This is a genomic window from Brachybacterium phenoliresistens (genome assembly GCF_039530785.1).
GTDB classification, from domain to species: Bacteria; Actinomycetota; Actinomycetes; order Actinomycetales; family Dermabacteraceae; genus Brachybacterium; species Brachybacterium phenoliresistens.
The window spans coordinates 202,625-223,737 of the sequence record NZ_BAAAOW010000001.1 but is presented as its reverse complement, the minus strand read 5'-3'; the positions used below and the strand labels follow the sequence as shown (position 1 = coordinate 223,737).

The window sequence follows — 21,113 nt, the reverse complement described above, 5'->3', positions numbered from 1 at the left end:
GACCCGATGGTCGCACATCCCGGCCCCTCGCGCGAGACGCAGGTCACACTGTGATGGGCTCGTGTCCCCAGGAATACTTCTGACGCCCGGAAGTTGGGATAGGGGCACGTGCCTCCGCCGGCCCCTCGGCCGCCCGGAGGCAGATCACGCGACGCAGAAAGCCGGACGCCCCCATGACCCACGCCCTGTTCACCCCGATCACCCTGCGCGGCCTCGAGATCCGCAACCGGATCTGGGTGCCGCCGATGTGCATGTACTCCGCCCTCGCCGAGGACGGCGTGGTCACGCCCTTCCATCTCATGCACTACGGGTCGTTCGCGCGCGGGGGCGCCGGGGCGATCATCGTCGAGGCGACCGGGGTGGTGCCCGAGGGACGCATCTCCCCGCGCGACTCGGGCCTGTGGAACGACGTCCAGCGCGACGCCCTGGTCCCGATCGTGCAGCTGGCCCACGACCACGGCGCCGCCATCGGCATCCAGCTCGCGCATGCCGGGCGCAAAGCCTCCACCCATCCGGGATGGGGCACCGACAGCTCCGGCAGCCTGGGCGCGGAGGAAGGCGCCTGGCGCACCGTCGCCCCCTCGGCGATCCCCTTCCCCGGCCTGGACGTGCCCGAGGCGCTGGACGCCGCCGGCATCGACGCGGTGGTCGAGGCCTTCGCCGCCTCCGCCGTGCGCGCCGCGCAGGCCGGGTTCGACCTCGTCGAGGTCCACGCCGCCCACGGGTACCTGCTGCACGAGTTCCTGTCCCCGCTGAGCAACGAGCGCACCGACGAGTACGGCGGCGACCTCGCCGGCCGCGCCCGCCTGCTCCTGCGCGTGGTCGACGCCGTGCGCGAGGCCGTCGGCGAGGACATGCCGGTGCTGGTGCGCCTGTCGGGCACCGACTGGCTCGAGGGCGGCCTCACGCTCGAGGAGGTGGGACAGGTCGGGGCATGGCTGTCCGAGCACGGCGTGGACATGCTCGACGTCTCCAGCGGCGGCAACCTCCACCCGGCGCCGATCCCCGTCGGCCCCGGCTACCAGGTCCCCCTGGCCGCCGCGGTGAAGCAGGCCAGCGGCCTGCCCACCGCCGCCGTCGGGATGATCGACGAGCCCTTCCAGGCCGAGCAGGTCGTCGCGACCGGCCAGGCCGACGTGGTGCTGCTGGGCCGCGAGATGCTGCGCGACCAGAACTTCCCGATCCGGGCCGCCAAGGCGCTGCGCTTCGCCGGCCACTACATCACCCCGCAGTACGAGCGCGCCCACTCCTGAACGGGAGACGGGCCGGGGCGCCGGGCAGCGCACCGGCACCCGCCCGCCGCGCGGCCCCGGGGAACGCGGCCTCCGCACCCCGGGGCCGCGTTCCGGCGGGGCGGCGCGGGCCGATAGGATTCCGGCCATGTCGACCATCCCTGCCCCGCAGTCCCCCGCCGGCGACGTCACCGAGTACGTCCTCACCCTCGTGTGCGAGGACGGTCCGGGGATCGTGCACGGCGTGAGCGGCGCGGTGGTCGGCATCGACGGCAACATCACCGAGAGCCAGCAGTTCGCGAGCGCGGAGACCGGTCGCTTCTACATGCGCCTCCAGGTCACCTCGCCGGCGAGCGCGGAGCAGTTCGAGCAGGCCCTGGCGCCCGTGGTGGCCCGCCACCGCATCGAGCACGTCCTCGACGTCGCCTGGCGTCCCCGCCGCACGCTGATCCTCGCCTCCAAGGCCACGCACTGCGTGAACGACCTCCTGTACCAGCGCGCCAGCGGCCACCTGCCCATCGACGTCCCGCTGATCCTCGCCAACCACGACGTGATCGCCCCGCTGGCCCAGCACTACGGCGTCCCCTTCGAGCACCGCGCGGTCGCCGGTCCCGAGGACAAGGCGGCCTTCGAGGCGCGCGTGCTCGAGATCGTCCAGGAGGCGGACATCGAGCTGGTGGTCCTGGCCCGGTACATGCAGATCCTCTCCCCGGAGCTGTGCGAGGCGCTCGCCGGACGCTGCATCAACATCCACCACTCGTTCCTGCCCGGCTTCAAGGGCGCCAACCCCTACCGGCAGGCGTACGCCCGCGGGGTCAAGCAGATCGGGGCGACCGCGCACTTCGTGACGACCGACCTCGACGAGGGGCCGATCATCGAGCAGGACGTGATCCGCGTGGACCACACGCGCTCCCCCCGCGAGCTGATGGCCATCGGCCAGGACGCGGAGTCCCGCACGCTGCGCCAGGCGGTCGGCTGGTTCGCCCAGTCGCGCGTGCTGCTGGACGGCACCCGCACCATCATCTTCCGCTGAGCATCGGGCCGGGACCGGATCGCGAGCCTCGCGTCGGCCCGGCCACGACCCGCCTCCCCGTCAGACCAGGCCCTGCTCCCAGGCGGTCCGCACGGCGGAGGCGCGATCGCCGACCCCGAGCTTCTCGTAGACGTGCACCAGGTGCGTCTTCACGGTCGCCTCGCCGATCCCCAGCCGCGTGGCCACCGCCCGATTGGTGCAGCCGTCGGCGACCAGGCGCAGCACCTCGCTCTCGCGGGCGCTGAGCGAGGGCCGCGACTGCCGGGCCCCGGTGAGGGCGGCCAGCGCCGCCGGCACCAGCACCGGGCGGCCCGCCGCCAGGTCGTGGACGGCACGCACCAGCTCCGGGCCGCGGGCGTCCTTGAGCAGATACCCGTCGGCCCCCGCGTCCAGGGCGCCGACGATCTCGCGGTCCGTGTCGTAGGTGGTCAGCACCAGCACCCGGGTGCGGTCCCCGCGCCCGCGCAGCGCCCGGATCGCCTCGACCCCGCCCAGGCGCGGCATCCGCAGGTCCATGAGGACGACCTCGGGGGCGTGCTCGGCGATCATCGCGAGCGCCTCCTGCCCGTCCTCGGCGGAGCCGACGACCTCGATCCCGGGCCCCGCGCCGAGCATGGCGACGAGACCGTCGCGCACCACGGGATGGTCGTCCACCACCAGCACCCGCACCGTCGCGGTCATCGCGGGACCCTCGCGGTGAGGAGGGTCCCCTGCCCGGGGGCGGTCTCGACCTGCAGGCTCCCGCCGGTCTCGGCGACGCGCTCGCGCATGCTGCGCAGGCCGTGGCCGCCGGCGGGAACTGCCGCGGGGTCGAAGCCGGAGCCGTCGTCGCGGATCCGCAGCAGGGCGTCCCCGTCCTGGGCAGAGAGCGTGATCTCGACGCTGCCGGCGCGGGAGTGGCGGGCCACGTTCGCCAGCGCCTCCTGGGTGACGCGGATCAGCACATGCGGGTGCGGGCAGGGCCGGGGCGCCTCGTCCGCGTCGAAGGTCGCCACCACCCGGTGGGCCCGGGCCCAGCGGCCCACGATCTCTCCGAGCACCTCCACGGGGTCCCCCTCCCCCAGCTGCTGCGGGGCGAGGGCCTCCACGGCGCGCCGGGCGTCGACCAGGCATTCGCGCGCGGTGTCCTCGGCGATGGCGATGCGCTGGCGGGCCGGGTCGCCCAGGGCGTCGGCCGGCAGCGCCTCGAGCTGGCGGATCACGCCCACCAGGCCCTGGGCGACGGTGTCATGGATCTCCCGGGCCAGGCGGGTGCGCTCGGCCAGGACGCCGCTCTCGCGGGCCCGGCGCAGCAGCTCCTCCTGCAGGGCCTGGTTCTCCCGGGTGGCCAGGTCCAGCTCCCGGGCGGCCTGCTCGCGCGCGGCCACCTGCCGCTCCCGCTCGTCGGCGAGGTACCCCATCCCCAGGCTCAGCATCACGTTGACCAGCAGCAGCAGGCCGAACAGGGCGGGGACCGCCGCGACGCCGGAGGGCCCGCCGGACTGTCCGAAGGCGCAGATCATGGCGGTGACGATGACGGAGACGAGCGCCGTGCGCCTGGTGAGGAAGCGAGAGGCGTCGATGTACCCGGTGAAGGCGTAGATGCAGGCCAGGGGGTTCAGGGCCACCGTCAGCAGGACCAGTGCCTGGTGGAGGACGAACAGGCCGGTCAGCAGCGGGTCCCCGGGGCCGCGGCGGTGCGCGCGGCGGGTCATGAGCATCCGCAGCAGCAGCGTGGCGGCGGCAGGCGCCAGCGAGTACGGCACGGAGCTCTCGTATCCGAACGAGGGCGAGACCTGCCACCCCACGCCGAAGGACACCGCGGCGAGGACCACCGGCAGCCAGGTCTCGAGGAAGCGTCCCATCGGGCTGTCGGTCGCGGGGATCGGCCCGACCATCGCGGGACGTCCCGGGGGCCCGAGGAACTCCCGCGGGGAGCCGGGGGTGATCCGGGGGGAGTCGGCGAGCATGTCCCCCAGTCTCCCCCGGCGCCCCGGTGCCGCACCAGCGATGGGGCATCCACCGATCGATGGAGCCTCGCCCACCCGGTCGGGGGAGGCCGCGCCGCGCGGCCCCGCCTAGCGTCGGTGCCATGACATCCGCATCCTCCTCCGCGACCGCGCCGGCACGCACCGGCGCCGACCCCTCCCCCGCCCGCCTCCACCACCTCGACGCCCTGCGCGGCGGCGCGCTGCTGCTGGGCGTCGTCCTGCACACCCTGCTCGGCTTCGTGCCCGGGCAGTCCTGGCTGTTCATCGACTCCCGGCCGGCAGGCTGGGCGCTGCCCGTCATCTTCGTCATCCATCTGTTCCGGATGGTGCTGTTCATGATGCTGGCCGGGTTCTTCGGCCGGATGGTGCTGCACCGCCGCGGCGCCGGCGCCTACGTGAAGGACCGCCTGCTGCGCATCGGGCTGCCGCTGGTGGCGTTCTGGCCGCTGGCCGTGCTGACGCTGCCGATCGTGATCGTCGTCGGCTCCGCCCTGCGCGGGACGGAGATCCCCACCGACCCCCGCGCCGCCGAGCAGCCGGGCCTGCTGGACATGCTCACCCCCGGCCAGCTCTGGTTCCTGCTGCTCCTGCTGGAGATCGCCCTGGTGGTCGTCCTCTCCCGGGCGATCCTGCTGCGCGTCCTCGGCACGGAGCGCGCCGGGGCGATCTCCCGCCGCCTCGGCGCGGTGCTCGCCTCCCCCGCCGGCATCGCCATCGCCGCGGTGCCCTACGGACTGGGCCTGCTCGCCCAGGGCGTGCGCACCGGCGGGATCCAGGAGCCGCTGACCATCGTCCCGGTGCCGGGCGCGAGCATCGCCTACCTGGGCGCGTTCCTGGTGGGCTGGTTCCTGCACGCCGCCCCCGGCTCCCTGGCGCAGGTAGCCCGGGCCTGGCCGGTCAAGCTCGCGCTCGCCGGCGTGCTCTCGGTCCTCGCCTTCCTGGTCCCCGGGCCGATGGAGATCGTCCTGGTGCCCCTGGCCTCGTGGGCCTGGGTGCATGCCCTGGTCGGGGTGACCGCACGGTTCCTGGACCGGGAGATCCCCGCGATCCGGTACCTGGCCGATGCCTCGTACTGGATCTACCTGATGCACCTGCCGCTGGTGGTGGCCCTGGGCATGGCGCTCGGCGACCTGCCCTGGCCGGCCCTGGTGAAGGTGGCGGTGAACCTCGTGGTCACCACCGGCCTGCTGGTGCTGGTCTACGACGCGATCGTGCGCAGCACCTGGATCGGCCGATGGCTGAGCGGGCATCGCCGCCCCCGGGCGATCCTCACCCGGGCACGGCGATGAGCGAGGGCTGAGGTCCGATCAGCCCTGCTGATCCCGGCCGATCGGATCGGCACCGACCTGCGCCGCCGCTCGTGCCTCGCCTCGGCTCCGGCCGGAGCCGGTCCGATCAGCCCTTGACGCCTCCCGCTGCGGCGAATCCCGTGCCGAGGCTGCGGCCCATGATGAGGTACAGGGCCACCACCGGCAGCGAGTAGAAGATCGAGAACGCGGCCAGCTGCCCGTAGGCGACCTGCCCGTACTGCGAGGAGAAGGTGTACAGGGTCACCGCCGCCGGCAGCTGGTCCGGGCTCAGCAGCAGCATGAACGGCACGAAGAAGTTCCCCCACATCCCCACGAAGGTGAAGATCGTCGCGACCGCGAGGCCGGAGCGCATCAGCGGGATCACCACCGAGCGCAGGGTCCGCAGCACCCCCGCCCCCTCGGTCCACGCCGACTCCTCGATCTCCACGGGCACGGCATCCATGAACCCCTTGGTGAGGAAGATGGCGTAGGGAAGCGACGAGGCGCCCAGGAACAGGATCGCCCCGACCATCGAGTCGATCAGGTTGACCTGCACGAACAGCGAGTAGACCGGGATCATGATCGCGGTGATCGGCAGGCCCGTGGCGAAGATGACCGTCAGCAGCAGGGGGCGCTTGGCCGCGAAGCGGTACCGGGAGAAGGGATAGGCGCACAGCACCGCGGCGACCATGGTGACGATCGTGGCGCCGCCGCACAGGATCAGCGAGTTCGCCAGCGGACGGAACGTCGTCTCCGTGTTCCAGATGGCGGCGAAGTTGCCCAGGCTCCACTGCTGCGGCCAGGAGACGGCGAGGGTGGCGCTGGTGTCGAAGGAGGCGAGCACCACCCACAGCAGCGGGATCAGGAAGGCGACGCCGATGACGGTGATGGCGAGGCTGGAGGCGGTCTCCACGGTGCGCTCGCGCGGGCCCTTGCCGCTGCGGCGGGGGCGGACGGGGGTGCGGGAGGCGGTCATCGCTTGTCCTCCTCGGGGAGCAGGCGCAGGTAGACGAGGGAGGCGACCGCGCCGATCAGCAGCAGGATCAGGGCGACCGCGGTGCCGTAGCCGAGCTGGCCGTAGGAGAAGGCCTGCTCGTACATGTACAGCGGCAGGGTCTGGCTCTTCCGGGCCGGGCCGCCCCCGGTCATGATGAAGATCAGCCCGAAGACCGACAGGGTCTGCAGGGTGATCAGCATGAGATTGGTGGCGATCGCGGGGCGCAGCAGCGGCAGCGTGATCGACCAGAACCGGCGCACGGGCCCGGCGCCGTCCATGGCCGCCGACTCCTGCACGTCGCCGGGGATCGCCCCCAGCGCCGCGGAGTACACGAGCATCGAGAAGGCCGCTCCGCGCCAGATGTTCGCGAAGCTCACGGCGATGATCGGCGCGCTGAACAGCAGGGTCTGCTTCGGCAGGCCGACCACGCCGAGGATCGCGTCGAGGCTGCCGCCGTCGGCGAAGAACGTGTACAGCAGGTATCCGGCGACCACCTCGGGGAGGATCCAGGCGGCGATCACGATCGAGGTCATCACGAAGGCGACGGCACGATGCGCCCGTTCCATGAGCAGCGCCAGCGTCATCCCCAGCACGTTCTGGCCGATCACGGCGGAGATGGTGGTGAACACGATCGTGAGCACGACCGCGTTCCAGAAGTCCCCGTCCCCCAGGGCCCGGGCGAAGTTGTCCAGGCCCACGAAGGAGGTGTCCGCAGCGCCCTCCCCGCGGATCGCCTTGTCGGTGAAGGCCAGGTACAGCGAGTACAGGATGGGCCCGGCCATGAAGGCGAGCAGCAGGATCGCGGCCGGGAGCATCGGCAGGGCGCGCACCAGGGACAGACGGTCCCCGATTCCCGCCCGGCGGCGGGACCGCCCGGTGCCGCGGCGGCCGGCCTCGGGGCGTGCGGCGGATGCCGTGGTGCTCATCGCTCCTCCTCCTGGACGTTCTCGGCGCCGACGATCCCGGTGACCTGGTCGCCGTAGGCGGCCAGGGCCTGGGCCGGATCGGCGGTGCCGGTCATCACGACCTCCATCGCCTCCTGGATCGCCGCGGACACCTCGGGATAGGCCGGCAGGGCGGGCCGGTACCGGGCCGTCTCCAGCAGCTCGGTGAAGAAGCCGACCGTCGGGCTGTACCCGAGGTAGCGCTCGTCGGCGGCGACATCGGCCCGCACGGTGATGTGGTTGTCCTCGATCGCCCGCAGGACCGAGTTCTCGGGGGCGCACAGCGCCTCGATGAAGTCGAAGGCCGCCTCCTTGTCGGTGGCGTACTGGGGGATCGTCCAGCCCCACCCGCCGGCGAGGGTCACCGATCCGGGGTCCTGCCCGTGCTGGGTGGGCATCTTGGCCAGGCCCATGGTCTCGGACCACTCCGGCCAGGCGCCGGCGGCGCCCTCCGCCCAGCTGCGGGAGATCCACGACCCGTCCAGCAGGATCCCCAGCCGTCCCTCGGGCAGCAGGGTCGAGTAGATGGTCTCGGAGATGTTGGGGTCCAGGTGCTGGGACAGCGGGAGGGTGAGCTCCTCGTCGAACAGCGTCCGCAGGAAGGCCAGGGAGTCCTCGAAGCCCTGGCTGCCCAGCACCCAGCGGCGGGTCTCCTCGTCGTAGAGGGTCGAGCCGGTGCCGTAGAGCAGCATCTCGAACCCCTGCATGGAGGCCTTCTCCCCCTGCGCCTTGCCGGAGAAGACGAACAGCGGCGCCGCCTCGGAGGCGGAGTCGCGGATGGTGCGGGCCGCCTCCAGCACCTCCTCCCAGCTCGCCGGCTCCCACGGGTCCGGCAGCCCCGCCTCGGCGAACACGTCGCGGTGGTACCACAGGGCGCGGGTGTCGGTGGAGACGGGGATCCCGTAGACGTGGCCGTCCTCGCCGGTGAACGCCTCCTGGGAGGCCGGGGCGATCTCGTCCCACAGGGGCCATCCGGCGATCTGGTCGTCGATGCTCTGCAGATAGCCCGCGCCCACATCGGACAGCAGGATGAAGGAGTCCTCGTAGACGACGTCCGCCGAGGTCCGCGGGGAGGACATGAGCAGCTCGTTCTTGGTGAAGTAGTCGTTCTCGGCCGCGACGATGGGGACCAACTCGATGCTCACGCCGGGGTTCTGCGCGGTGTAGCTCTCGGAGACCCGCCGCAGCATCGTCTCCATCTGGGTCCCGGAGCCGAACTGCTGGTAGGCCACCCGGATGGTGCCGGGGTCGCGGTCCGCGCCGGTGCATCCGGCCAGCGCCGCCAGCGGCAGCACGACCGCGGAGCCGGCCGCGATCCGGAGGAAGGTGCGTCGCCCGGGCGGCGACGGTCGCATGGGGGCGGGCATGGGTGGCGTCCTCCTCGACGACGGAATCGCCCGAGGGACCGCGCGGGCCTCGGGCCGGACGGGTGATCCACCTTACACACGTGCTCCGCGCCGTCCCGGCGCGACGCGCGCGCCCCGATCCCGCCCACCGCGGGCGGTCAGGACGACGGCGTCAGCACGAAGCGCTCCGGCGAGCGTCCCTGCCCGCGGGCGGCATCGGCGTAGCGCATCTCGCGCGGCACCTGCGCGATGTCGAACCACCAGGCGGCGTGGGGCACGAGCCGCACATCGTGCCAGGGCACGTCGAACTGCTCCTCGCGCCAGCGGGTCAGGGCCACCTCGGCCCGGCGGCCCAGCGCCGTCAGGGCCAGTCGGCGCAGCTCCGCCGCCCGATGCACCCCGGGCCGGCAGGACGCGGGCACCTGCACGCTGCCGTCCAGCGGCAGCGGCCAGCTCGTCTCGCCCCAGGCGAGGACGCTGCCCCGGCCCTCCCCGAGGACGACGGCGGGGAAGCGGATCCGCGCCGAGTCCACGGGAGAGGGGCGCGGGCGGCGGGCCAGGCTCCCCAGCGAGTCGTCGACCCAGGCGCCGGGCAGCAGGTCGCGCCCGCGGAAGGAGACCTCCACCAGCACCGCATCGGCGAACCGGCGCAGGGCCGGGGCGGGGTCCGGGGCGGTGAGCAGGTCCCGGCGGGCGGCGGCGAGCACCCGCACCTGGGCGACGTCGCCCGGCGCCGGGGACAGCGGAAGGTCGAGCACGGTGCCCGGGGCGGGCGGTTCGTGGATCCTCATCGGCGGAAGCGGGCCTCGGGCCGGTCCTCCCGCGCGATCTGCACCATCTCCTGGAAGCGCCGGTTCATCGGCGGCAGATCGTCCAGCGGGGCGAAGCGCGCCTGCGTGTTCTCGCCGTCGGCCGGGTGCGGCTCCCCGCCGGTGTGCTCGAGCAGGAAGCACAGGTCGAGGTACTGGGCCTGGTCCCCGTTGGGGTAGGTCATCGGCGGCAGGGTGCGCACGTCGATCAGGCGCAGCGGACGGCACTGCACCCCGGCCTCCTCGGCGACCTCCCGCACCGCGGCGCGGGCGGGCTCTTCGCCCGGATCGATGATCCCGGTCACCGGGGTCCACGCCCCGGTGTCGGCGCGGCGCACCACCAGCATTCGGGTGCGCTGCGCGTCCAGGACCAGGGCCGTGACGCCCGGCATCCACAGCGGGGCATGGCCGATCCTCTCGCGCAGCGCGAGGACGAAATCAGGGGTGGGCATGCCGCCACTGTACGGGCCGTCCCCGCCGGGGGCGGCGAGGCCCGCGGCGACCCGCCGCCCCGATCAGCGGCGGCGCTTCTCGCGGATGCGCACACCGATCTCGATGGGCGATCCCGCGAAGCCGAAGTCCTCGCGCAGGCGGCGCTCGATGAAACGGCGGTAGCCGTGCTCGAGGAAGCCGCTGGCGAAGATGACGAAGCGCGGCGGGCGGGTCCGGGCCTGGGTGGCGAAGAGGATCCGCGACTGCTTGCCGCCGCGCAGCGGGTGGGGGTGCGCGGCGACCAGGGTGCCCAGGAAGGCGTTCAGGCGGCCCGTGGGGATGCGGGTGTCCCACGAGTCCAGGGCGGTGTTCAGCGCCGGGACCAGCTTGTCGGTGTGCCGGCCGGTCTTGGCCGAGAGGTTCACGCGCGGCGCCCAGGCGACGTGCGCGAGGTCCTTCTCGATCTCCCGCTCGAGCTGCGCGCGCCGCTCCTCGTCGATGAGATCCCACTTGTTGAAGGCGAGGACCAGGGCCCGCCCGGACTCCAGGACCATGTCGATGATCTTGAGGTCCTGGGTGGAGATGGTCTCGGAGGCCTCCAGCAGCACCACGGCGACCTCCGCGCGGTCCAGCGCGGAGCGCGTGCGCAGCGAGGCGTAGAAGTCCGCGCCCTGGGACTGGAGCACTCGCCGGCGGATCCCGGCGGTGTCCACGAACGTCCACGGCACCCCGCCCAGCTCGATCTTCTCGTCGACCGGGTCGCGGGTGGTGCCGGCCTCGTCGTCCACCACCACGCGGTTCTCCCCCGCGAGACGGTTCAGCAGCGACGACTTGCCCACGTTGGGGCGGCCGACGAGGGCCACCCGGCGCGGGCCGCTGTCCGGGGGCAGGCCGCGGCCCTCCTCCGGCATGACCGCGAGCACGGCGTCCAGCAGGTCGCCCGAGCCGCGCCCGTGCAGGGCCGAGACCGGGTGCGGCTCGCCGAGGCCCAGGTTCCACAGGGCGGCGGCCTCGAGCTCGCCGCGCTCGTCGTCGACCTTGTTGGCGCACAGGATGATGGGGCGCTTCGCGCGGCGCAGGACCTTCAGCAGCTGCTCGTCGGTGGCGGTGATGCCGACGTTGGCGTCCACGACGAACAGGACGACGTCCGCCAGCTCGACGGCGAGCTCGGCCTGCTCGGCCACGCGGTAGGCGATGCCCTGGACGCGGTCCTCCCAGCCGCCGGTGTCGACCAGCCAGAAGTCCGTGCCGGACCACTCGGCCTCGTAGAAGACCCGGTCGCGGGTGACGCCCGGGACGTCCTCGACGACCGCCTCGCGGCGGCCCAGGATGCGGTTGACCAGCGTCGACTTACCGACGTTGGGGCGGCCGACGACGGCCAGGACGGGCAGCGGGGCGCGCTCGGCGCCGCGCGGCAGCTCCTCCTCGTCGCCGGCGAGCAGGGCGAGGTCCTCCTCGTCGAGCGCGTAGTCCTCGAGCCCGGCGCGCCAGGCCGCCTCGACGGCCTCGTCGTCGACGCCCGTCGCACCCGGCATCCCGGTCGCGGCGGCATCGGCGTCGGCCGTCGGACCGGGAACGGCCGGGGCCTCGATCCCGCGGGCGGCGTCGACGAGGGCGAGCACGCGCTCGAGAACCTCGTCCACGGAGAGGTCGGTGGTGTCGATCGTGACCACGCCCTCGGCGGCGGTGAGGAACTCCGAGACCGAGGAGTCGTCGCGATCGCGGCGCACGACCTGGTCGTGCATGCGCTCGCGGGTCTCGGCGGAATCCTCCAGGCCCAGCTCCTCGGCGCGGCGGCGCATGCGCGCCTCCTCGCTCGCGGACAGGAGCACGCGGACCTCGGCATCGGGCGCGACGACGGTGGTGATGTCCCGGCCCTCGGCCACGCACACGCCGCGCTGCGCGGCGGCGGACTGCAGGATCTCCCGCTGGAGGCGCTGCAGCACCGGGCGCAGCCGGGTGTTGGTGGCCACGTCGCTCACGGCGGCGCTGATCCGCTCGGTGCGGATCTCCGCGGTGATGTCCCGGCCGCGGACGCGGACGTGCGGGTCCTCCGGGTCGGTGCCGAGGTCCAGGTCGAGCTCCTCGGCCAGGGCGGCGACGGCCGCATGGTCGGCGAGGTCCACGCCGTCCTCGAGGGCGGTCCAGGTCACGGCGCGGTACATGGCGCCGGTGTCGAGCAGGCCGCCGCCGGTGGCGAGGGCCGTCCGGCGGGCGATGGTGGACTTGCCCGATCCGGCGGGACCGTCGATGGCGACCACCACGGCGCTGCCGGCGGGTGCGCTGGGCGGGGTCTCGGCGTGCGCGGGCGCGGGATCGGAGGCGTTCATCCCCCCAGGATACGGGCGATCAGCTCTCCGCGACGGTCCAGCCGCGCTCGCGGAGCGCCTGGGTGAGCAGTGACTCATGGGCGCGCTCGATCGACACGTGGGCCAGGCCCACCTTCTTGCCCAGGGTGTGCTCGAGGTGGAGGTCCTCGAGGTTCACGCCGATCTGGCCGATCTCGGTGAGCAGCCGCGCCAGGTGGCCCGGGCGATCGGGCACCAGCACCACGATGGTCGTGAAGGCGTCGCCGGCGCCGCCGTGCTTGCCGGGGATGCGCTGGACGCCGCGGTTGCCGTCGGCGATGAGGCCCGCGAGAGCCCGCCGGGACCCGACGCCCGGATCCGGGTCCCCCTCGAGGGAGGACAGCGCCTGGAGGACGGCCTCGAGCCGTTCGCGCACGTCCCGCAGGACCGGGCCGATGGCCGCGGCGTTCGCGCCGAGGATCTCGACCCACAGCCGCGGGTCGGAGGCGGCGATGCGGGTCGTGTCGCGCAGCCCCTGCCCGGCCAGGCCCAGCGCCTGCTCCGGGCCGTCGACGAGGGTGGCGGCCAGCAGGGAGGACATGATCTGGGGGACGTGGGACACCAGCGCGACGGCGGCGTCGTGGGTGGCGGCGTCCATCTCCACCGGGACGGAGCCGAGCTCGACGGCGAGGGCGCGCAGGATCGAGCGGGCCTCGGGCCGGGTGCTCCCGTGCGGGACGACCACGAAGGGCCGCCCCTGGAACAGGTCACCGCGGGAGGCGATCACCCCGGCGACCTCGCGGCCGGCCATGGGATGGGTGCCGACGTAGCGCGCCAGGGCGTCCTCGTCGAGGTCGCCCGCGCGCCGGGCGGCGACGATCCCGGCCAGCACGGTGGTCTTCACGCTCGCCACGTCCGCGACGATCGCGCGGGGCCACCGGGCCAGGGCCTCGACCGCGAGCTGGGCGGCGACGTCCGGCGGGGCGGCGACGAGCACGAGGGCCGGGTCGGGGTCCCCGGGGCGCGGGGCGCGTCCCACGCCCATCTCCACCGCGAGGGCCTGGGTGCCCGGGGACACGTCCTGGACGACGACGTCGACCCCGGCGGCGCTCAGCGCGAGCCCCAGGGAGCCGCCGATCAGCCCGGTGCCGATGATCCGCACCGGGCCGGGCACCAGCACGGTCCCGCCGGGCGCCCGGTCCTCGGGGCTCACAGCCCGACCTCGGCCATCAGGGTGCCCAGCTCGCGCCGGGTCAGCTCGCGGGTCTGCCCGGGGCGCAGGTCCCCCAGCAGCACGGGGCCGATGCGGGTGCGGGTGAGGTGGGTGAGCTCGAAGCCCTGGGAGGCGAACATGCGCCGCACGATCCGGTTGCGGCCCTCGTGCAGCGTCACCTCGACCACCGCCTCGCGCCCGTTGTGGGCCACCAGCTTGGCGCTGTCGGCGCGGGCCGGCCCGTCCTCGAGCTCGACGCCCTCCCGCAGCGTCTTCACGAGGCCGCGCGGCGGTGCGCCGGGGGCCGCGAAGCGGCACACGTAGGTCTTCTCGATGGCGAAGCTGGGATGGGTCAGGCGGTGGGTGAGCTCCCCGTCGTTGGACAGCAGCAGCAGCCCGTCGGTCTCGTAGTCGAGACGCCCGACGTGGTAGAGGCGCTGGTCGTAGCGCTCGACGAACTCGGTGAGGTCGCGCCGGCCCTCCGGGTCCCCGAGGGAGGTCATCACCTTGCGGGGCTTGTTCAGCACCACGGTCAGCGTCCCCCCGTCCAGCTGCAGCCGGCGCCCGTCCACGTGGACGGCCTGCCGCGCGGGGTCCACGCGCACGCCCTGCTCGGTGACGATCACGCCGTCCACGGCCACCCGGCCCTGGGCGATCAGCGCCTCGCAGGCGCGGCGCGAGCCGAGGCCGGCCTGGGCGAGGACCTTCTGCAGCCGCTCGCCGTCCTCGCGATGGATCTCCTCCGGCTCGGGCCGCGCATCGGCCCGGCCCTCGCTGTCGCGCAGCCGGACCGTGCGCGGCGGGGTGAAGGCGCTGCGACGGCGCCGGCGCGGAGCCCGGCCCTCGGCCATCAGGCGGCGCCGCCGCGCGCGATGAGCTCGCGGGCCAGCTGGCGGTACGCGTCGGCGCCCTTGGTGTTGGAGGCGAAGCTCGTGATCGGCTCCGCAGCCACGGAGGCGTCGGGGAACTTCACGGTGCGGTTGATGGTGGTGTGGAAGACGACGTCCGGGAAGGCCTCGACCACGCGGGCGCACACCTCCCGGGCGTGCAGGGTGCGCTGGTCGAACATGGTGATGAGGATGCCGTCGATCTCCAGGGCCGGGTTGATGCGGTCCTGCACCTTCTCGATGGTCTCCACCAGCAGCGCCACGCCGCGCAGGGCGAAGTACTCGGCCTCCAGCGGGATGATCACGCCGTGGCTCGCGGCCAGGGCGTTGATGGTCAGCAGGCCCAGCGAGGGCTGGCAGTCGATGATGATCACGTCGTAGTCGTCCATCACCGGGCGCAGCACGCGCGCCAGCGCCATCTCGCGGGCGACCTCGTTGACCAGCGTGACCTCCGCCGCGGAGAGGTCGATGTTCGCCGGGAGGACGTCGAGGTTCTCGGTGCGGGTCTCCTGGATCACCTCGCGCACGTCGTGGTCGCGCTCCATGAGCAGGTTGTAGACGGTCACGTCGAGGTCGTAGGGGTTGATGCCGGTGCCGGCGGACAGGGCTCCCTGCGGGTCCAGGTCCACCAGGAGCACGCGGCGGCCGATCTCCGCCAGCGCCGCCCCGAGGCTGATCACGCTGGTGGTCTTCCCGACCCCGCCCTTCTGGTTGACCATCGAGATGACCCGTGCGGGACCGTGCCCGTCGAGCGCCGGCGGCTCGGGGAACTCCGGGAGCGGGCGTCCGGTGGGCCCGAGGCCGAGTTCCAGCGTCTGCGCTGCTGTGTCGCTCACGTATGTGTCCTGTCGTCTGCGTCGCGGTCGGGGGCGCCGGTGCCGAGCGCTGCGGGGCGCTGCGGCGGCCACGGCGGGATCCGGCCCGATCCCCAGCCCCGGCAGCGTCTGCTGGACGGGCGTGTCCTCGGGGGCGGGGCCCGGCGGGTCCGGTCTCCTGGCCGACAAGTCTATGCCCACTCGCTGGCCCGGGGATGGGCGGCGGCATGCGCCTCGCGCAGCGAGTCGACCGTGACCTTGGTGTACAGCTGGGTGGTGGTGACGCTCGCGTGCCCCAGCAGCTCCTGGACGGAGCGCACATCGGCCCCGCCGTGCAGCAGATGGGTGGCGTAGGAGTGGCGCAGCGTGTGCGGGCTCACGCGATCCGCGAGCCGCGCCTCCTCGGCGGCGGCCCGGATGATCTGCCACGCCGCCTGGCGGGTGAGGCGCCCGCCGCGGCTGCCGAGGAACAGCGCCGGGGTGCCGCGGCCGCGCGCCGCCAGGGCCGGACGGCCTCGGGTGAGATAGGCGTCCACCGCCTCCACGGCGCAGCGCCCCACGGGGACGGCGCGGTGCTTGTCGCCCTTGCCGCGCAGGACGACGGCACGCCCCTCGCGATCGAGGTCGTCGAGGTCGATCCCCACCGCCTCGGAGATGCGCGCCCCGAGCCCGTAGAGGACCTCCACCAGCGCCCGGTCGCGCAGGGCGCGCTCGGCGGACAGCACTCCCCCGCGCTCCCGGCCCGCCGCCTCGATCAGGGCGAGCACCTCGTCGATGTCCAGGGGATGCGGGAGCCTGCGCGGCCGCCCGGGGGCCGCGACCAGACGCGTCGGGTCCCCGGCGGAGAGGTCCTTCTCCTCGGCGAGGAAGGAGTGCAGGCCCCGCACCGCGGCGAGGGCCCGGGCGGCGCTCGAGGCGGCGAGCGGGGCCCGGCCGTCCGCGCCGGCGCGGATCGTGCGGAGGTAGGCGCTCACGCCCTCCGGATCGACCTCCTCGAGCACGAGACCCGCCGCCTCGAGATGCGCGAGGTAGCGGGTCAGGTCGCGGCGGTAGGCCGCCACGGAGTTCGCGGACAGCCCGCGCTCGATGCGCAGGTGCGCGAGGTACTGCTCGAGGGTCCGCCCGTGGGCGCGGGACAGGTCCGCGGCGGCGTCCACGTGTCCCCTCCGGCCTCAGAGGCGGACGAACGGGTCGACGGCCAGGGCGACGAACAGGAGGGTGAGGTAGGTGATCGAGCCGTGGAAGACGACCATCGGCCCGAGCTGCTTGCCGGTGAGCCCGCGGTGCGTGCGCACCGCGTAGCGGATCACGAGGAACCCGAACCAGCCGCCGGTGACGACGGCGGCTACGCCGTAGACCCAGCCGGTGTGGCCCAGCGGGATGATCGCGAGCGAGCAGGCGATCATCAGCGCGGTGTGCAGGATCATCTGGTGGGCGACGCTGCGGCGGGAGGCGACCACCGGGAGCATCGGCACGCCGGCGGTCTCGTAGTCCTTGGTGAACTTCTCCGCGAGCGGCCAGTAGTGCGGCGGGGTCCAGAAGAAGATGATCCCGAACAGCAGCACGGCGGTCCAGGACACGCCGCCGGTCACCGCGGACCAGCCGATCAGCACGGGCATGCAGCCGGCCACCCCGCCCCAGACGATGTTCTGGGACGTGCGGCGCTTGAGGATCATCGTGTAGAAGACGACGTAGAGCAGGATCGCCGCGACGGCGAGCACCGCCGAGACCACGTTGACCAGCACCCCGAGCCACACGGCGGAGAGCACCGACAGCGCCGAGCCGAAGATCACCGCGGCGCGCGGGGACACCTCGCCGGTGACGATCGGCCGGTTGCGGGTGCGCTTCATCCGGGCGTCGATGTCGCGGTCCAGGTACATGTTCAGCGCGTTGGCGCCGCCGGCGGCGAGATAGCCGCCGATCATCGTCGCGGCGATCAGGCCGAGGGACGGGAAGCCGCCCGCCGCCAGGAACATGGTGGGGATGGTCGTGATCAGCAGCAGCTCGATGATGCGCGGCTTGGTCAGGGCCACATAGGCCCGCAGCACGGATCCGGCGGAGCGCTTCTCGGCGACCGGCGCCGGGGCCTGGTCCGAGGCCTGGCGTCGGGTGTCCTGGGTGGCGTCCACCGCTCACCGTCCTTCCACGAGGGGCCCCCCGGCGCGGGACGGGCGCCGGACGGACGTACGGACGCCAGAGTACCGGAGGAGGGTCCCGATCCCGACGCGCCCCGCCCTCGCGCCCGCGTGACATGGGACGCGGCGCGTGAGACCGCTCACCAGGTGCGGTGATCCATCCGTGACCCGGCGTTCCATCTGATGACGCACGCTCGGCGGGGCCTCGCCCCCGCTACTAGAGTGTCAGTGTCGGCGCGCATGTCCGCGCGCCTGGGAACGCCTGCCGGACGCCTCAGTGGGTGCCGGCCGGTCCATCGATATGAGGGAGTACACGTGACCGACACCTTCAAGGCCCCCGAGGGCTGGAACGAGACCGACAAGCGCGCCGTGGACACCGTGCGCGTCCTCGCGGCGGACGCCGTGCAGAAGGTCGGCAACGGTCATCCCGGAACCGCCGTGAGCCTCGCGCCCGCCGCCTACCTGCTCTACCAGGACATCATGCGGCACGATCCGAAGGATCCGGCCTGGCTGGGCCGTGACCGCTTCATCCTCTCGGCGGGCCACTCCAGCCTGACCCAGTACATCCAGCTCTACCTGGGTGGCTTCGGCCTCGAGCTCGAGGACATCGAGGCGCTGCGCACCTGGGGCTCCAAGACCCCGGGCCACCCCGAGAACTTCCACACCACGGGCGTGGAGATCACCACCGGCCCCCTCGGCCAGGGCATCTCCTCCGCCGTCGGCTTCGCCATGGCCCAGCGCCGCGAGCGCGGCCTGCTCGACCCCGAGGCCGCCCCGGGCACCAGCCCCTTCGACCACTTCACCTACGTGATCGCCTCCGACGGCGACCTGCAGGAGGGCGTGAGCAGCGAGGCCAGCTCCCTGGCCGGCACCCAGCAGCTCGGCGGCCTCATCGTCATCTGGGACGACAACGAGATCTCCATCGAGGGCGACACCTCGATCGCCTTCAGCGAGGACACCGCCGCGCGCTACGAGGCGTACGGCTGGGACGTGCGCACCGTGGACTGGACCAACGGGGGCACCGAGTACGTCGAGGACGTCGCCGCGCTCAAGCAGGCCATCCTCGAGGGCCAGAAGGTCACCGACAAGCCGACCTTCATCCGCCTGCGCACCGTCATCGGCTGGCCCACCCCGGGCAAGTCGGGCAGCCACAGCGCCCACGGCAGCGCCCTGGGCGACGACGCCGTGGCCGGCCTCAAGGAGGTCCTGGGCTTCGACCCGGAGAAGACCTTCGAGGTCCCCGAGGACGTCATCGCGCACACCCGCGCCCTCGCCGACCGGGCCGCCGAGGCCAAGGCCGCCTGGGAGAAGGACTACCAGGCCTGGCGCGAGGCCCACACCGAGGCCGCCGCCCTCCTGGACCGCCTCCAGGCGCGCGAGCTGCCCGAGGGCTTCGCCGAGGCGATCCCGACCTTCGACGCCGACGCCAAGGGCGTGGCCACCCGCGCCGCCTCCGGCACCGTCCTGAACGCCCTCGCCCCGGTGCTGCCGGAGCTGTGGGGCGGCAGCGCCGACCTCGCCGGCTCGAACAACACGACGATGAAGGGCGAGCCCTCCTTCATCCCGGCCGAGCACTCCTCCGAGGAGTTCTCCGGCGACGTGTACGGCCGCACCCTGCACTTCGGCATCCGCGAGCACGGCATGGGCGCGATCCTGTCCGGCATCTCGCTGCACGGCCTGACCCGTCCCTACGGCGGCACCTTCTTCCAGTTCGCGGACTACATGCGCGGCGCCGTGCGCCTGGCCGCCCTGATGAACGTGCCGGCCACCTACGTCTGGACCCACGACTCCGTGGGCCTGGGCGAGGACGGCCCCACCCACCAGCCGGTCGAGCACCTCGCCGCGTATCGCGCGATCCCGAACCTCTCGATCGTGCGCCCGGCCGACGCCAACGAGACCGCCCAGGCCTGGAAGGCCCTGCTCGAGCGCGACCGCGGCCCCGTGGGCCTGATCCTCAGCCGCCAGGCGCTGCCGACGCTGGACCGCTCCGAGTACGCCGGTGCGGAGGGCGTGGCCCGCGGCGGCTACATCCTCAAGGACGCCTCGGCCGAGCCGAAGGTCATCCTGATCGCGACCGGCTCCGAGGTCCAGTACGCCGTCGAGGCCCAGAAGGAGCTCGAGGCCAAGGGCGTTCCCACGCGCCTCGTCTCCATGCCCTCGGTCGAGTGGTTCGACGAGCAGGACGAGGAGTACAAGGAGTCCGTGCTGCCCGCCGCGGTGACCGCCCGCGTCACCGTCGAGGCCGGGATCGCCATGCCCTGGTACCGCTTCCTCGGCGCCCACGGCCGCGCGGTGTCCCTCGAGCACTACGGCGCCTCGGCCGATGCCAAGACGCTGTTCCGCGAGTTCGGCTTCACCCCGGAGGCCGTCGTCGCGGCGGCCGAGGAGTCCCTCGCCGCCGCCGAGAAGGCCCTGGCACCCACCGGCGCCTGACCGTCCGCGGGGCGGGACCCCATGGTCCCGCCCCGCGCCGCTCCCCGCCGCACCACCGCTGTACCGCAGTTCGACGTAGGGCACCCCGTGCCCGGAAAGAACGCATCATGACTCAGAACCCCCGCACCCAGGCCCTCTCCGACGCCGGGGTCTCCATCTGGCTGGACGACCTCTCCCGCGAGCGCATCTCCTCGGGCAACCTCCAGGAGCTCATCGACACCGTCAACGTGGTCGGCGTGACCACGAACCCCTCGATCTTCCAGGCCGCGATCTCCGGCCGCTCCGACTACGACGCCGACATCGCCCGCCTCGCGGGCGAGGGCGCCGACGTCGAGGGCGTCGTCGAGGTCCTCACCACGGACGACGTGCGCACCGCCGCCGATCTCTTCTCCGACGTCTACGCCTCCAGCAAGGGCTTCGACGGCCGGGTCTCCATCGAGGTCGACCCCCGCCTCGCGCACGAGACGGAGAAGACCGTCGAGCAGGCCAAGCGCCTGCACGAGATCGTCGGCCGCGAGAACGTCATGATCAAGATCCCGGCGACCCTCGAGGGCCTCCCGGCGATCACCGCGGTGATCGCCGAGGGCATCAGCGTCAACGTCACCCTGATCTTCTCCGTGGCCCGCTACCAGCAGGTCATCGAGGCGTACCTCGCCGGGCTCGAGCTCGCCGCGCAGGCCGGGAAGGACCTGTCCACCATCCACTCGGTGGCCTCGTTCTTCGTCTCCCGCGTGGACTCCGAGATCGACAAGCGCCTGGACGCGATCGGCGGCGACGCCGCGGCGCTCAAGGGCAAGGCCGGCGTCGCCAACGCGGTCGCCGCCTTCGGCGAGTACCTGGCCGCCTTCGGGGGCGAGCGCTTCGCCGCCCTGAAGGGGCAGGGCGCCAACCCGCAGCGCGCCCTGTGGGCCTCCACCGGCGTGAAGAACCCGGAGTACTCCGACACGCTCTACGTCGACAACCTCGTCGCGGATCCGAGCGTGAACACCATGCCGGAGAAGACCCTGCAGGCCGTCGCGGACCACTCCGCCCCGGCCGCGGCCCTGACCGCCGAGTCGGCGGAGCAGGCCGAGCAGGTCCTCGCCGAGATCGCCGCCGCCGGCGTCGACCTCGCCGACGTGTTCGCCGTGCTCGAGACCGAGGGCGTGTCCAAGTTCGAGGTCGCCTGGAACGAGCTCCTCGAGACCGTGCAGACCTCCGTCGACGCCGCCCGGGCCTGAGCCGGACCACAGAACGACGCAGCGCGGGGCCGGTCATCGGGCCGGCCCCGCATCCTGCCGAAAGGAACAC

General features: G+C 73.3%; 18 protein-coding genes. 5 read left to right on the top strand and 13 right to left on the bottom strand.

Going from position 1 to position 21,113, the window contains the following annotated elements; genetic code table 11:
• Positions 1-173: 173 nt before the first annotated feature.
• Complete coding sequence (locus ABD234_RS00985) at positions 174-1,253, top strand: NADH:flavin oxidoreductase/NADH oxidase (RefSeq protein WP_038370247.1); 1,080 nt, start codon at positions 174-176, stop codon at positions 1,251-1,253.
• Positions 1,254-1,380: 127 nt separating this feature from the next.
• Positions 1,381-2,265 carry a formyltetrahydrofolate deformylase gene (locus ABD234_RS00980; RefSeq protein ID WP_051486410.1) on the top strand — a complete coding sequence of 295 codons (885 nt, stop codon included), beginning with the start codon at positions 1,381-1,383 and terminating at the stop codon, positions 2,263-2,265.
• A 60-nt stretch (positions 2,266-2,325) separates the two neighbouring features.
• On the opposite strand, the gene ABD234_RS00975 is transcribed toward ABD234_RS00980, so the two are convergent.
• Entirely contained in the window at positions 2,326-2,946 is a 621-nt protein-coding gene (locus ABD234_RS00975; protein WP_038370248.1) for a response regulator, read from the bottom strand.
• Positions 2,943-4,214 (bottom strand): sensor histidine kinase, encoded by a 1,272-nt coding sequence (locus tag ABD234_RS00970; RefSeq protein WP_051486411.1) that lies wholly within the window; start codon positions 4,212-4,214, stop codon positions 2,943-2,945. Before ABD234_RS00970 ends, ABD234_RS00975 begins: the two co-directional genes overlap by 4 nt.
• A 122-nt stretch (positions 4,215-4,336) precedes the next feature.
• On the opposite strand from ABD234_RS00970, the gene ABD234_RS00965 reads away from it, so the two are divergent.
• Positions 4,337-5,524: an acyltransferase family protein gene (locus ABD234_RS00965; protein ID WP_084148180.1), complete on the top strand. Its 1,188-nt coding sequence runs from the start codon at positions 4,337-4,339 to the stop codon at positions 5,522-5,524.
• Positions 5,525-5,630: 106 nt separating this feature from the next.
• Here ABD234_RS00965 and ABD234_RS00960 read toward each other — a convergent pair whose 3' ends face one another.
• From ABD234_RS00960 to ABD234_RS00910, 11 genes are all read right to left on the bottom strand, one after another.
• A complete protein-coding gene (locus ABD234_RS00960) occupies positions 5,631-6,500 on the bottom strand; it encodes a carbohydrate ABC transporter permease (protein WP_038370249.1) in 870 nt (289 codons plus the stop codon).
• Positions 6,497-7,447 carry a carbohydrate ABC transporter permease gene (locus tag ABD234_RS00955; RefSeq protein ID WP_038370250.1) on the bottom strand — a complete coding sequence of 317 codons (951 nt, stop codon included), beginning with the start codon at positions 7,445-7,447 and terminating at the stop codon, positions 6,497-6,499. Before ABD234_RS00955 ends, ABD234_RS00960 begins: the two co-directional genes overlap by 4 nt.
• Complete coding sequence (locus tag ABD234_RS00950) at positions 7,444-8,832, bottom strand: extracellular solute-binding protein (protein ID WP_038370251.1); 1,389 nt, start codon at positions 8,830-8,832, stop codon at positions 7,444-7,446. The genes ABD234_RS00955 and ABD234_RS00950 overlap by 4 nt, the downstream gene beginning before the upstream one ends.
• A gap of 137 nt (positions 8,833-8,969) precedes the next feature.
• Positions 8,970-9,602 (bottom strand): hypothetical protein, encoded by a 633-nt coding sequence (locus ABD234_RS00945; RefSeq protein ID WP_344353412.1) that lies wholly within the window; start codon positions 9,600-9,602, stop codon positions 8,970-8,972.
• Positions 9,599-10,072 carry an NUDIX hydrolase gene (locus tag ABD234_RS00940; protein ID WP_038370253.1) on the bottom strand — a complete coding sequence of 158 codons (474 nt, stop codon included), beginning with the start codon at positions 10,070-10,072 and terminating at the stop codon, positions 9,599-9,601. Before ABD234_RS00940 ends, ABD234_RS00945 begins: the two co-directional genes overlap by 4 nt.
• A 63-nt stretch (positions 10,073-10,135) precedes the next feature.
• Positions 10,136-12,382: a bifunctional cytidylate kinase/GTPase Der gene (gene der / locus ABD234_RS00935; protein ID WP_084148181.1), complete on the bottom strand. Its 2,247-nt coding sequence runs from the start codon at positions 12,380-12,382 to the stop codon at positions 10,136-10,138.
• Positions 12,383-12,401: 19 nt separating this feature from the next.
• Positions 12,402-13,553: a prephenate dehydrogenase gene (locus ABD234_RS00930; RefSeq protein WP_051486412.1), complete on the bottom strand. Its 1,152-nt coding sequence runs from the start codon at positions 13,551-13,553 to the stop codon at positions 12,402-12,404.
• Positions 13,550-14,404 carry a pseudouridine synthase gene (locus ABD234_RS00925; protein ID WP_051486413.1) on the bottom strand — a complete coding sequence of 285 codons (855 nt, stop codon included), beginning with the start codon at positions 14,402-14,404 and terminating at the stop codon, positions 13,550-13,552. Before ABD234_RS00925 ends, ABD234_RS00930 begins: the two co-directional genes overlap by 4 nt.
• On the bottom strand, positions 14,404-15,276 hold the full coding sequence (locus ABD234_RS00920) for a ParA family protein (RefSeq protein ID WP_038370254.1): 873 nt from the start codon (positions 15,274-15,276) through the stop codon (positions 14,404-14,406). The genes ABD234_RS00925 and ABD234_RS00920 overlap by 1 nt, the downstream gene beginning before the upstream one ends.
• Before the next feature lie 170 nt (positions 15,277-15,446).
• Complete coding sequence (locus ABD234_RS00915) at positions 15,447-16,412, bottom strand: tyrosine recombinase (protein ID WP_051486414.1); 966 nt, start codon at positions 16,410-16,412, stop codon at positions 15,447-15,449.
• 15 nt (positions 16,413-16,427) lie between these two features.
• Positions 16,428-17,384, bottom strand: a complete 957-nt coding sequence (locus tag ABD234_RS00910) for a heme o synthase (protein WP_038370255.1) — start codon at positions 17,382-17,384, stop codon at positions 16,428-16,430.
• Between the two features lie 321 nt (positions 17,385-17,705).
• On the opposite strand from ABD234_RS00910, the gene tkt reads away from it, so the two are divergent.
• Together tkt and tal are read left to right on the top strand one after the other, a co-directional pair.
• Positions 17,706-19,823, top strand: a complete 2,118-nt coding sequence (tkt, locus tag ABD234_RS00905; RefSeq protein WP_038370256.1) for a transketolase — start codon at positions 17,706-17,708, stop codon at positions 19,821-19,823.
• Positions 19,824-19,930: 107 nt separating this feature from the next.
• On the top strand, positions 19,931-21,043 hold the full coding sequence (gene tal, locus ABD234_RS00900) for a transaldolase (RefSeq protein ID WP_038370257.1): 1,113 nt from the start codon (positions 19,931-19,933) through the stop codon (positions 21,041-21,043).
• Positions 21,044-21,113 lie beyond the last annotated feature (70 nt).

Coding starts and splice junctions, on each gene's coding strand:
- ABD234_RS00925 (WP_051486413.1), bottom strand. CDS start 14,404: ATGGCCGAGGGCCGGGCTCCGCGCCGGCGCCGTCGCAGCGCCTTCACC.
- ABD234_RS00970 (WP_051486411.1), bottom strand. CDS start 4,214: ATGCTCGCCGACTCCCCCCGGATCACCCCCGGCTCCCCGCGGGAGTTC.
- ABD234_RS00940 (WP_038370253.1), bottom strand. CDS start 10,072: ATGCCCACCCCTGATTTCGTCCTCGCGCTGCGCGAGAGGATCGGCCAT.
- ABD234_RS00960 (WP_038370249.1), bottom strand. CDS start 6,500: ATGACCGCCTCCCGCACCCCCGTCCGCCCCCGCCGCAGCGGCAAGGGC.
- ABD234_RS00950 (WP_038370251.1), bottom strand. CDS start 8,832: ATGCCCGCCCCCATGCGACCGTCGCCGCCCGGGCGACGCACCTTCCTC.
- der (WP_084148181.1), bottom strand. CDS start 12,382: ATGAACGCCTCCGATCCCGCGCCCGCGCACGCCGAGACCCCGCCCAGC.
- ABD234_RS00955 (WP_038370250.1), bottom strand. CDS start 7,447: ATGAGCACCACGGCATCCGCCGCACGCCCCGAGGCCGGCCGCCGCGGC.
- ABD234_RS00945 (WP_344353412.1), bottom strand. CDS start 9,602: ATGAGGATCCACGAACCGCCCGCCCCGGGCACCGTGCTCGACCTTCCG.
- tal (WP_038370257.1), top strand. CDS start 19,931: ATGACTCAGAACCCCCGCACCCAGGCCCTCTCCGACGCCGGGGTCTCC.
- ABD234_RS00965 (WP_084148180.1), top strand. CDS start 4,337: ATGACATCCGCATCCTCCTCCGCGACCGCGCCGGCACGCACCGGCGCC.
- ABD234_RS00985 (WP_038370247.1), top strand. CDS start 174: ATGACCCACGCCCTGTTCACCCCGATCACCCTGCGCGGCCTCGAGATC.
- ABD234_RS00975 (WP_038370248.1), bottom strand. CDS start 2,946: ATGACCGCGACGGTGCGGGTGCTGGTGGTGGACGACCATCCCGTGGTG.
- ABD234_RS00980 (WP_051486410.1), top strand. CDS start 1,381: ATGTCGACCATCCCTGCCCCGCAGTCCCCCGCCGGCGACGTCACCGAG.